This window comes from Stenotrophomonas maltophilia group sp. RNC7 (assembly GCF_030910085.1).
Taxonomy (GTDB): Bacteria; Pseudomonadota; Gammaproteobacteria; order Xanthomonadales; family Xanthomonadaceae; genus Stenotrophomonas; species Stenotrophomonas sepilia.
This window is the reverse complement of sequence record NZ_JAVFVN010000364.1, coordinates 1-10820: the sequence shown is the minus strand read 5'-3', so window position 1 is coordinate 10820 and position 10820 is coordinate 1. Positions and strand designations below refer to the sequence as shown.

Sequence of the window (10820 nt, the reverse complement as noted above, 5' to 3'; positions counted from 1 at the left end):
TGGTGAAATTAGCGCTGTGGAACCACCCGATCCCATCCCGAACTCGGAAGTGAAACGCAGCTGCGCCGATGGTAGTGTGGCTCAAGCCATGCGAGAGTAGGTCATCGCCAGGGTTTACACCCAAAACCCCGCTGCTCGCGCAGCGGGGTTTTTCTTTGGGCGCAGGAATACAGGTAGTGCCGGCCGCTTGCCGGCAACCCGATGGCGTTACATCGCCCGCTAGATCCACGCCCTGCGTGGATGCCCTCTGCGAGGAAGCATGGCGCCAACCAAGGTTGGCCGCTACGAATCGATTGCCGGCCAGCGGCCGGCACTACCGGCAGATCCACACCAATCGTGGATCTGCCGCCGACGGTATGCAAAAGAAAAGCGGCGCCCCGTGGGGCGCCGCTCTGCTCTCAGCAGTCCTCAGTCGAGCATGGCCCGACTTTACTTGGCCGAAGCCTTGTCCTTCATCATCGCGTCGCGGGCCGCCTTGAACGGGTTGCCTGCATACCAGTTCGGCCAACGATCACCACCGGCCAGTTCCTTGCCCACGCCGTACATCAGCTGCAGGTCTTCGACGGCGCCATCCAGTTTCCAGGTGGCCGCGTCGAACTCGTCCTTCGGGCCATGGTAGCGGTTGGCGCCGTAGTCCGCCGCGGCCTTGCGGCCCGCTTCCACGCCACCCTCGCGCAGGTCCTCGCCGCCATCGGCGTACAGGGCCGGCACACCGGCCTTGGCGAAGTTGAAGTGATCCGAGCGGAAGTAGAAGCCGCTTTGTACCGAGGTCTCACCGTGCAGCGTACGGTCCTGGGCGGCGGCCAACGGCTTGAGGATGTCCTCCAGCTCCGAGCTGCCGAAGCCGGTGACGGTCACGTCCTTGGCACGGCCGGCCACCGACATCGCATCGATGTTGATCACACCGGCGATCTTGTCCAGCGGGAAGGTCGGATGGGCGACGTAGTACTTCGAACCCAGCAGGCCGGATTCTTCCAGGGTCACGGCCAGGAACACCACCGAACGCTCCGGCTTCGGGTCCTGGTGGGCCATGGCTTCGGCCACTTCGAGAATACCGGCGACGCCGGTCGCATTATCGACGGCGCCGTTGTAGATGTTGTCGCCGGTCTCGCCCTCATGCTTGCCCAGGTGATCCCAGTGCGCCATGTACAGCACCGCCTCGTCAGCGCGCTTGCTGCCCGGCAGCACACCCACCACGTTGCGCGACTGCTTCTGTGCGATCTGGCTCTTCAGGTCGACCGCAGCGGTGGCCTTCAGCGGCACCGGCTTGAAACTGCGCTTGCTGGCGTCCTTGTAGGCCTGCGCCAGGTCCAGGCCGGCACCGGCGAACAGTGCCTTGGCCGCGTCGGCGCTCAGCCAGCCCTGCACCGGGATACGCGCTTCCGGGTCATCCTTGGCCGGCAGGTCGTACTGCGGGCCCGCCCAGGAGTTCTTCACCACGTCCCAGCCGTAGGAGGCGCCGGCGGTGTCGTGCACGATCAGTGCAGCAGCGGCGCCCTTGCGGGCGGCTTCCTCGAACTTGTAGGTCCAGCGGCCGTAGTAGGTCATGCGTTTGCCGTCGAACAGCTTCTCGTCCTCGACGTGGAAGCCCGGGTCGTTGACGAACATGACGACCGTCTTGCCTTTCCAGTCCTGGCCGGCGTAATCGTTCCACTTCTGCTCCGGCGCATCGACGCCATAGCCAACGAACACCAGGTCGCTGGCATCGACCTTTACCTCGGCCTGGCCGGTGCGGGTACCCACCACCATGTCGGTGCCGAACTTCAGCTCGGTGGTCTTGCCGCCCTGGGTGATCTTCAGCACGGTCGATTCGTCGGCCGTGGTCTCGGTCATCGGCACATCCTGGAACCAGCTGTCGCCGTTGCCGGGCTGCAGGCCGATGCGCTGCATCTGGTCGCGGATGTAGTTGACCGTCAGCTCTTCGCCCTTGCTGCCCGGCGCGCGGCCTTCGAACTCATCCGAGGCCAGCGTCTTGACCATCTCGGCGAAGTCGCCGGCATTGATCTCCGGGGAGAACGAATGGGCGGCCGGCTTCGCCGCAGGGGTGTCGGTGGCCGGCGCGGCGGCGGGCGTGTTTTCGCCTTTGCAGGCACTGAGCGCGGCCGCGGCGGCCAGGCACAGGAGGAGTTTGCGGGGCATCGTCGATTCCTGGAGAACAAAGGGCGGCCGCACCTGATGCGCGACCGGTAACAGTGAGTATTACCGAACCGGCAGGTCCGGCGGGTTCAGTCCGCCGGGGCGGTATCGGTGTCGAACGGGATTGGCTCGGCGCCGGTCACCGGGCCGATGCGAGCGGAGCGATGCACGTACAGCACCACTTCGCGTTCGAACTGCAGGGGGCCGGTGACCACCGCATTCGGGCCGATGATCACGCGCGGCTTGCGGCTGGCGGTCAGCGAGACACTGAAGTTCGGCTTGCGCACATGCACACCGCCGCTGACCTGCGAACCGATACCGACGGTGATGTCACCATTGACGGTCTCCACATCCTTGCCGACGCGGCTCTCGACCAGGCCGATGCCGCCGTTGACGGTCTCGACGCCGCCTTCGATCTGGCTGCCGCGATCGCTGAAGATGCTGCCATTGACCGTGCTGACACCGCCGCTGGCAATCACTTCGCGCCCCAGGCGCACACCGCCGTTGACCGTTTCGATCTTGCCGGTGCGGGCGCGGTCGGCGACCTTCACCCCGCCGTTGACGGTGTCGATGCTGCCGGTCTCGACGCCCTCGCCGACGCGGATGCCGCCGTTGACGGTGTCCAGCTTGCCATAGCGTTGACCGGGTTCGGCGCTGATGCTGCCGTTGACCTTGCTGATGTTCTCCTGCGCACAGACCGGCCCGGTGGCCAGCAGTACGCCCAACAGCAGCGGAATGGAAAGAGTTTTCATGGCGACCTCGATGGATGTGCGGCTGGCAGGCCGCGTGCGGAGATGTCACCATTCCCCGGTAGCCCCCGCAACTGCCTGAAGTCACTGGAAAGCCCTTGCGCGACAATGCCTTCCCATCACGCCGACATCACATCGCCGCTGCCCGCGGCGGTCGCTGCCTGCTGCTGGGGCTGGCGTTGGCGCTGGCCCTGCCGCTGCCCAGTGGTGCGCAGACCACCCGCGAGACCGAGCGCAAGCTGCAGAAACTGCGTACCGAACTGAAGGGCGTGGCGCAGGAGCGACGGCAGATCGAGGGCCAGCGCGGGCAGGCATCGCGGCAGCTGCGCGAGGCCGACGAGAAGGTCGCCCGCACCGGCCGTGCCCTTGCGCAGACGGAAGCCGCGCTGCGCGAGCAGGGCCGCGCCCTGGCCGAAGCCGAGCAGCGCCGCAGCACGCTGCAGGGCAACCTGGCCCAGCAGCACCGCGAACTGGCCGGGCTGTTGCGCGCGGCGTATCAGCTGGGCAACCACGCACCGCTGAAGCTGCTGCTGTCGCAGGACACGGTGGCCGATGCCAACCGCGCCCTGGCCTACCATCGCTACCTGCAGCGCGAGCGTGCGCAGCGGATCACCACGCTGACCGCCGACCTGAAGGAACTGGAAGCGCTGCAGGCGCAGATCGCCGAGCGCAAGCAGAAGCTGCAGGGGACGCAGCAGGACCAGAAACAGCAGGCAGCCGCCCTGGAAGCGGACCGCCGCGATCGCGCAAAGACCGTTGCCTCGCTGGAAGAGCGCTTCAAGGACCAGCGCGAGAAGGAACAGGCACTGGGCCAGGACGCCAAGGCACTGGAAACGCTGCTGGCCAACCTGCGTGCCGCTGCCGCGCGGGCCGAAGCCGAGCGGCGCGCCGCTGCACGCCGGGCCGCCGCCGAGAAAGCCGCTGCCGAGCGCGCCGCACGTCAGGCCGCCGCGCAGGGCCGTCCACCGCCGCCCACCAAGGTTCCACCTGCGGTGGCGTCGGCACCGGCGCCGAAGGTCGGCGGCCTGGGTTGGCCGTTGTCCGGCAACCTGCTGGCCCGCTATGGCGGCAAGCTGCCCGATGGGCGCACCAGCAGCGGTGTGCTGATCGGCGCGCCAGCCGGCAGCACGGTCACGGCCGTGGCCGATGGCACCGTGGTGTTCTCCGACTGGATGACCGGCTACGGCATGATCCTGATCGTCGACCACGGCAACGGCTACATGAGCCTTTACGCGCATAACGACACCCTGCTGAAGGATGCTGGCGCGCGGGTCAGCCGCGGCGATGCCGTGGCCAAGGTCGGCAATTCCGGCGGCCAGGGCGTCACCGCGCTGTACTTCGAGCTGCGCCGTGGCGGGCAGCCGGTCAACCCGGACAGCTGGCTGCAGCGGCGCTGAATCCCGGCCCGCCGGATGCGGGCCGGATTCAACGGGAATTTAGCTGTGCTTCGCGCATAATCGGTGCATGTGCCTTGGGCACCATGCCACCGTCGACAGGAGTGATCCATGCGCGCAGCCCGTACCGCCACCCTCTTGCTGGCCCTGTTGCCAGCGCTGTCCTGGGCGCAGCAGACCGCGCCCGCCCCGAGCCAGGAAACCAGCGGGCAGGCAGCGAACAGCGAGGAGGCGGTGACCTCGAAGGTGCCGCTGGAGGAAATCCGCCGTTTCGTGGCCGTGTACAACGCGGTGCGCGCCGCCTATGTCGACCCGGTCGATGACAAGAAGCTGATGCAGTCAGCCGTGCGTGGCCTGCTGCTCGACCTTGATCCGCACAGCACCTACTTCAACAAGGAAGACGCGCAGGCCTTCGACGAGCAGGCCAACGGTGCCTACGAGGGCATCGGCGTGGAGCTGCAGCAGCAGCCGGACAACGCCAGCATGAAGGTGATCGCGCCGATCGACGACACGCCGGCAGCCAAGGCCGGCATCCTTGCCGGCGATTTGATCATTGCCATCGACGGCAAGCCGATCAGCGCGATCGATGCGAGTGAACCGCTGCGCGGCCCGGCCGGCAGCAAGGTGGTGCTGACCATCGTGCGTGACGGCAAGCCGAAGCCGTTCGATGTCAGCCTGACCCGCCAGACCATCCGCGTGACCAGCGTGCGCAGCCGCCTGCTCGAGCCGGGCTATGGCTATATCCGCCTGAGCACCTTCCAGGCCGATACTGGCTCGGACTTCCAGAAGCACGTGCAGCAGCTGCAGAAGCAGTCCGGTGGCCAGCTCAAGGGCCTGGTGCTGGATCTGCGCAGCAACCCGGGTGGCCTGCTGACCGCTGCGGTGCAGGTGGCCGACGATCTGCTCGACAAGGGCAACATCGTCAGCACCCGCGGCCGCATCAGCATCAGCGATGCCCGGTTCGACGCGACCCCGGGCGACCTGCTGAAGGGCGCACCGGTGGTGGTGCTGGCCGATGCCGGTTCGGCCAGCGCCTCGGAAGTGCTGGCTGGCGCGCTGCGCGACAACAAGCGCGCCCGCGTGGTGGGCAGCCGCACCTTCGGCAAGGGCTCGGTGCAGACCGTGCTGCCGCTGGACAACGGCGATTCGGTGAAGCTGACCACCGCGCGCTATTACACGCCCAGCGGCAAGTCGATCCAGGCCACCGGCATCGTGCCGGATGTTGAGTTGAAGCCCGCCGCTACGTCGGCGGAGGATGCCCTGCCGGCCAGCCTGAGCGATTACAGCGAAGCGACACTGCCGGGCCATCTGCGCGGCGACGACGAAGGCACCGAGGGCTACCACGCCGGTGCGGTGCTGCCGGGCGACGGCCCGATCAACGACGCGCTGGCCGAGCTGAAGAACCCGGGCTCGGTGGCCGCACGGTTGAAGGCCGAAGCCGCGAAGGCGGATGCCGCCAAGCCCGCGAAGGCCGCTGCGGCGAAGCCCGAAGCCAAGCCGGAGCCGAAGGTCGAACCGAAGGCAGACAGCACGCCGGAAGCCAAGCCCGCTCCTGTGCCGGCCAAGCCTTGATTCCTGGTCTACGAACGAGCGGGTGAGCGTGGAGCCGGCCAGCGGCCGGCTCTACCTGGATCAGAAGCCGTGCCGCTTGCGCAGGCGGCGCGCGATCGCGGCGCGTACATAGACCCCGTACACCACGCCGAACACGAAGCCGCCGATGTGCGCCCACCAGGCCACCATGCCGAAGCTGGGGCCGATGTGGGCGAACACCACCTGCAGCGCCGCCCAGACGCCGATCAGCAGGTACGCCGGGGCGCGCACGAACTCCAGGAACAGGCCGAGCGGGATCACCACGCCCAGCCGCGCGCCTGGGAACAGGGCCAGATACGCACCGATCAGGGCCGACACCGCGCCGCTGGCGCCGATGATGATCTGGTCCGGGCTGCCCATGGTGTAGATCGCGACCAGGTTCGACACTGCGCCGCCGACCAGGAACAGCAGCAGCAGCCGCCACGGCCCCAGCACCCGCTCGGCGGGCAGGCCGAAGATCAGCAGGAACACCAGGTTGCCCAGCAGGTGTGACCAGTCGGCGTGCAGGAACAGGGCGGTGAACAGGCGCAGCACGCTGCCGTCCTGCAGCGTCGCCCACCAGTCCAGCGGGCGGGTCAGGCCGGTGGACAGGGCGCCCCAGTCCAGCCAGAGGCTGCCGCGGGCATCGTCCGGACGCGAGATCGACCACAGGAACGCCAGCCACAATGACGCGAACAGCACGGGCGTGGCCCAGCGCAGGGCCGCCTTCTTGCGGGACGGGAGCGAGACGAACATGCCAATAGCCTAGCGTGCGGCCACTTTCAGTGGGGACGGTCCTGTTCAGCTTTTGAGACGAAAAAACCGCCTGCGCTGTTATTGTTTCATTAACAGCTCTGGGTAATACTCGCATACGGCGTCGTATGTCGGGAGGGGAATCCGGCGCGCTCCGATGGGTCCCAGGACCCGGCGGGCGCAGGCGCACTCAGAGCACCATCACCGCTTACCGGAGAGAGAGAACTACGATGCAAACTGCTTCCACCATTGCCCGACTGACCCTGCTGGCCGTCGGCGTTGCCGGTGCGCTGGCCGCCGCCGATGCCAATGCTGCCGCCTTCCAGCTGAAGGAAAACAGCGCCAAGGGCCTGGGCCGCGCGTTCGCCGGCTCCACCTCGACCGAAGGTGACGCCTCGGTCATCGCCACCAACCCGGCCTCCATGCGCCTGCTCGACGGCACCCTGGTCCAGGGCGACGTCAGCGCCATCAGCTTCGGCGCCAAGTTCCGCGGCCAGGGCCAGTACGGCAACGGCGCGCCGATTTCCGGTGGCAACGGCGGCGACGCCGGCATGATCGCCCCGGTTCCGGCCGCGTACTTCCACGTGCCGTTCGGCGAGAACGACAACATGCACTTCGGTGCGTCGCTGACCGTGCCGTTCGGCTTCAAGACCGAATACGACCGCGACTGGGTCGGCCGCTACAATGGCGTCAAGACCGAGCTGCAGGCGATCGACCTGGGCGTGGCGTTCTCCTATGACGTCAACCCGTACCTGTCGTTCGGTGCTTCGGTGTTCGCTGAGCGCCTGAACGTCGACCTGACCAGCGCTGTCGACACCGGCACCGCGATCAACGCAACGGCCCAGCGCACCGCTGCGGCGCGTGTGCTGGCTGCAGGCGGCACCGCAGCCCAGGCTGCGGCGGCGTCGCAGGCCGCTGCACGCCAGGCCGCCCAGCTCGGCTTCTCGCCGGGCACCGCCGATGGCTACCTGCGCATCAAGGGCGACGAAGTGTCGGTCGGCTACACCCTGGGCATGACGGTCACCCCGGTGGAAGGCACCAACATCGCCTTCAGCTACCGCTCGAAGGTCGAGCACAAGATCACCGACGGCAAGGCCGACTTCACCATCCCGCAGAACGCTGCCGCCTTCCTGGCTACTGCCGCCCCGGGTACCTTCATCGACAGCAACGGCCGCGCCACCATCACCCTGCCGGCCAGCGCCACCATGGGCTTCACCCACCGCGTGAACGACCAGTGGCAGATCATGGCCGAGGTCACGCGCACGGCGTGGAGCAAGTTCGACCAGGTCACCGTCGACTATGACTCCAACCAGCCGGACAGCGTGCTGCCGTTCCACTACCGCGACACCACCTTCGCGTCGATCGGTACCGATTTCCGCGTGAACGACAAGCTGACCCTGCGTGGCGGCCTGGCCTACGACCAGACCCCGACCACCGACGCCCACCGTGACGTGACCGTGCCGGACACCACCCGCAAGTGGCTGTCGCTGGGCCTGACCTACGCCGCTTCGGACAAGATGGAATACAGCGTGGGTTACACCCACCTGTTCACCAAGGATCCGAACATCACCTCGACCTCGGCCACTGCCAACACCGTGACCGGCAAGTACAAGGTGAGCGGCGACGTGCTGGCGGCGTCGATGCAGTACAAGTTCTGATTCGGGCGATTGCCTGAAGCAGGACACGGAGGGCCCCGCGCAGGCGGGGCCTTTTTTTATGCATGGATGACGCTTCCGGCTCGTGACTTTATTGGGAGTGCCTGCCACCTTGCCGGGATTTACGCAGTGCAGGCGAATACAAAATGGTTGATCGTCGCTACCAGAAGCGGATGATCCGATACTGGGCTCGGGAAGAGGCCAAGGCGAACGCGACTCTGGATCGCGTGCTGGAGTCGGAATGGTTCGACTACTGGCACACGCATCTTGACTGGATGGGGCGCGGCAATCGCCATATCAGTGATCGCTCCGCCGTTGCCGCAGGGCTCCTGCGGCTGCTTGAACGGGTTGTGTCGAGCGAGCGGGAGCATGTGCAGTGTTGGGTGACGCTGGCGCCGGATACCGGTCAGAGTGCGTTGTTCCTGCATTCGCCGAATCCTCAGGGAACCCCATGGCCGCATCCGTTCGATGGCGTGATCTGGGACATCGTTCCGCCTGACTGGCTTGCGCCGTTGCTCTCTTCAGCCGGCCTGCAGCCAGGACGTTGGGGAAGCGGAGAGAGACAGCGGTTGTTGGTGCGCGCGCGGCCTTGATTCCATCCACGCGTGCTGTGGATCTATTGGACCGACGACGCAGGGCGTGGATCTACGCGACAATGGTGCGATGAACCTGTCCGACCCGAACTTCCAGCTGGAGCTGGCCGCCAACATCGCCGTCGCCGGCTCGATCCTGCTGGCTGGTCGCAACAACGTGCACACCTGGTGGCTGGGCATCGTCGGCTGCGCATTGTTTGCGGCCGTGTTCGAGCGCTCGCACCTGTATGCGGACATGGTGCTGCAGTTCTTCTTCATCGCCATCAGCGTACTGGGCTGGTGGCAGTGGCTGCGCGGCGACCATGGCGCGCCGCTGCCGATCACTGCGCTGCGGCCGCGTGCATGGGCCTGGCTGGCGCCGCTGGCGGTGGTGGCCACGTTCGGCTACGGCTGGATGCTGACCCGACTGACCAACGCCTATGCGCCTTACATCGATTCGGCGGTGCTGGTGCTGAGCGTGATCGCGCAGATCCTGATGATGCGGCGCAAGCTGGAATCGTGGTGGGTGTGGCTGCTGGTGAACACCGTGGCAGTGCCGCTGTACTACAGCCGTGGCCTGCATCTGACCTCGATCCTCTACATCGGTTTCTGGATAAACGCGCTGGTCGCCCTGCGCCATTGGCGCCATCTGATGCGGACCGAGGCCAAGGCAGCCGATGCCGCCGCCTGAGCGCGTCGCGCGGGGGTTGGTGGTGGGCAAGTTCTGCCCGCTGCACCTCGGCCACGAACGCCTGATCGACTTCGCCGCCACGCGCTGCCGGCAGTTGCTGGTGATCGGCTGGTCACAGCCAGGCTTTGCCGGCTACAGCGCTGCTCGCCGCGAGCGCTGGTTGCGTGCGCGCTTCCCCCGGGCAACGGTGGCGGTGCTGGATGATGCGCGGTTGGCAGCGCTGTGTGCCGAACATGGCGTGCCGCCACGCGTGTTGCCGCACGACAGCGACAACGAGCAAGTGCAGCGCGAGTTCACCGCCTGGCTGTGCCAGCACCTGTTCGGTGGCCCGGTGCAGGCGGTATTCACCGGCGAGGACTACGGTGACGGCTTCGCGCAGGCGCTGGCCACGCACTTCGGTGGGCCGGTACGCCATGAGCGGCTCGAACGCGCATTGGACGTCGGGCAGGCGTGCGGCACCCAGCTGCGCGCCGATCCGCATGCGCACCGCCATGGTCTCGCACCGGAGGTGTACGCCGGATACGTGCAGCGCGTGGCCTTCATTGGCGGCGAGTCCAGTGGCAAGACCACGCTGGCGCGGGTGATGGCCGAGCGCCTGCAGACCGCCTGGGTACCGGAGTATGGCCGCACGCTCTGGGAGCAGCAGGGGGGCGACCTGATGCCGGACGATCTGCTTCGCATCGCAATGACCCAGCCGCAGCATGAAGACAAGGCTGCGCGGCGGGCGCATCGCTGGCTGTTCTGCGATACCACGCCGCTGGTGACGCTGGGCTACAGCGGCTGGATGTCTGGTACGGCGCCGGAGGCACTGCGGCAGGCTGCATTGCGGCCATATGACCTGCTGTTCCTGTGTGCGCCGGATATCCCTTTCGATCAGGACGGCACTCGGGTGGGCGAAGCCTTCCGGGCGCAGCAGCATGCGTGGTACGTGCGCGAGCTGCAGGCGCGGGGCGTCGAATACGTGCTGCTGGAGGGCGATCTGGAAGCGCGCACCGCGCGCGTGCAGGGCGAGCTGGCGAAGCGTGCGGACAACCGGTTCAGTGTCGCCCTGCCTCTGTAGCGGCGAGCCCATGCTCGGCTGCGCCAGGAAAGCCGAGCGTGGGCTCGGCGCTACAGGAAGCAAAACACAAGAAAACCCGCATTAGCGGGGTTTCTTGTTTTTGGTTTCGTGGCGCGCCGACCCCACGCTCGGCTTGCGGGGCGCAGCCGAGCTTGGGGCCGGCGCTACAGAGGCAGGGCGACACTGAACCGGTTGTCCGCACGCTTCGCCAGCTCGCCCTGCACGCGCGCGGTGCGCGCTT

9 protein-coding genes and 1 rRNA gene are annotated in these 10820 nt (G+C 67.1%); 7 read left to right on the top strand and 3 right to left on the bottom strand.

The features are described from left to right. Positions 1-113, top strand: a 5S ribosomal RNA gene (rrf, locus tag RCF13_RS06485); the annotation flags it as partial. 316 nt (positions 114-429) lie between these two features. Here rrf and RCF13_RS06480 read toward each other — a convergent pair. Next, positions 430-2139, bottom strand: coding sequence for a M28 family metallopeptidase (locus tag RCF13_RS06480; protein ID WP_134969461.1), 1710 nt, complete (start codon positions 2137-2139; stop codon positions 430-432). A gap of 86 nt (positions 2140-2225) precedes the next feature. After that, positions 2226-2888, bottom strand: coding sequence for a hypothetical protein (locus tag RCF13_RS06475; protein ID WP_134969460.1), 663 nt, complete (start codon positions 2886-2888; stop codon positions 2226-2228). 95 nt (positions 2889-2983) lie between these two features. Between RCF13_RS06475 and RCF13_RS06470 the strand changes: the two genes are divergently transcribed. Beyond that, on the top strand, positions 2984-4282 hold the full coding sequence (locus RCF13_RS06470) for a peptidoglycan DD-metalloendopeptidase family protein (protein WP_111201303.1): 1299 nt from the start codon (positions 2984-2986) through the stop codon (positions 4280-4282). Positions 4283-4390: 108 nt separating this feature from the next. After that, positions 4391-5851 (top strand): S41 family peptidase, encoded by a 1461-nt coding sequence (locus RCF13_RS06465; protein ID WP_134969257.1) that lies wholly within the window; start codon positions 4391-4393, stop codon positions 5849-5851. A gap of 60 nt (positions 5852-5911) precedes the next feature. Here RCF13_RS06465 and RCF13_RS06460 read toward each other — a convergent pair whose 3' ends face one another. Then, a complete protein-coding gene (locus tag RCF13_RS06460) occupies positions 5912-6604 on the bottom strand; it encodes a rhomboid family intramembrane serine protease (RefSeq protein ID WP_005414994.1) in 693 nt (230 codons plus the stop codon). 227 nt (positions 6605-6831) lie between these two features. On the opposite strand from RCF13_RS06460, the gene RCF13_RS06455 reads away from it, so the two are divergent. The 4 genes from RCF13_RS06455 to RCF13_RS06440 all read left to right on the top strand — a co-directional run bounded on the left by RCF13_RS06455 (position 6832) and on the right by RCF13_RS06440 (position 10579). Next, complete coding sequence (locus tag RCF13_RS06455) at positions 6832-8259, top strand: outer membrane protein transport protein (protein WP_308140967.1); 1428 nt, start codon at positions 6832-6834, stop codon at positions 8257-8259. Positions 8260-8402: 143 nt separating this feature from the next. After that, positions 8403-8849: a hypothetical protein gene (locus RCF13_RS06450; RefSeq protein ID WP_134969258.1), complete on the top strand. Its 447-nt coding sequence runs from the start codon at positions 8403-8405 to the stop codon at positions 8847-8849. Between the two features lie 70 nt (positions 8850-8919). Beyond that, positions 8920-9519 carry a nicotinamide riboside transporter PnuC gene (pnuC, locus tag RCF13_RS06445; protein WP_061480368.1) on the top strand — a complete coding sequence of 200 codons (600 nt, stop codon included), beginning with the start codon at positions 8920-8922 and terminating at the stop codon, positions 9517-9519. Then, complete coding sequence (locus tag RCF13_RS06440; RefSeq protein ID WP_134969259.1) at positions 9506-10579, top strand: AAA family ATPase; 1074 nt, start codon at positions 9506-9508, stop codon at positions 10577-10579. The genes pnuC and RCF13_RS06440 overlap by 14 nt, the downstream gene beginning before the upstream one ends. The last annotated feature ends 241 nt before the right edge of the window (positions 10580-10820 follow it).

What these genes read in the sequence shown, in the direction of transcription:
- pnuC (WP_061480368.1), top strand. Translation starts at nt 8,920, where the DNA reads ATGAACCTGTCCGACCCGAACTTCCAGCTGGAGCTGGCCGCCAACATC.
- RCF13_RS06450 (WP_134969258.1), top strand. Translation starts at nt 8,403, where the DNA reads ATGGTTGATCGTCGCTACCAGAAGCGGATGATCCGATACTGGGCTCGG.
- RCF13_RS06455 (WP_308140967.1), top strand. Translation starts at nt 6,832, where the DNA reads ATGCAAACTGCTTCCACCATTGCCCGACTGACCCTGCTGGCCGTCGGC.
- RCF13_RS06480 (WP_134969461.1), bottom strand. Translation starts at nt 2,139, where the DNA reads ATGCCCCGCAAACTCCTCCTGTGCCTGGCCGCCGCGGCCGCGCTCAGT.
- RCF13_RS06465 (WP_134969257.1), top strand. Translation starts at nt 4,391, where the DNA reads ATGCGCGCAGCCCGTACCGCCACCCTCTTGCTGGCCCTGTTGCCAGCG.
- RCF13_RS06460 (WP_005414994.1), bottom strand. Translation starts at nt 6,604, where the DNA reads ATGTTCGTCTCGCTCCCGTCCCGCAAGAAGGCGGCCCTGCGCTGGGCC.
- RCF13_RS06475 (WP_134969460.1), bottom strand. Translation starts at nt 2,888, where the DNA reads ATGAAAACTCTTTCCATTCCGCTGCTGTTGGGCGTACTGCTGGCCACC.
- RCF13_RS06440 (WP_134969259.1), top strand. Translation starts at nt 9,506, where the DNA reads ATGCCGCCGCCTGAGCGCGTCGCGCGGGGGTTGGTGGTGGGCAAGTTC.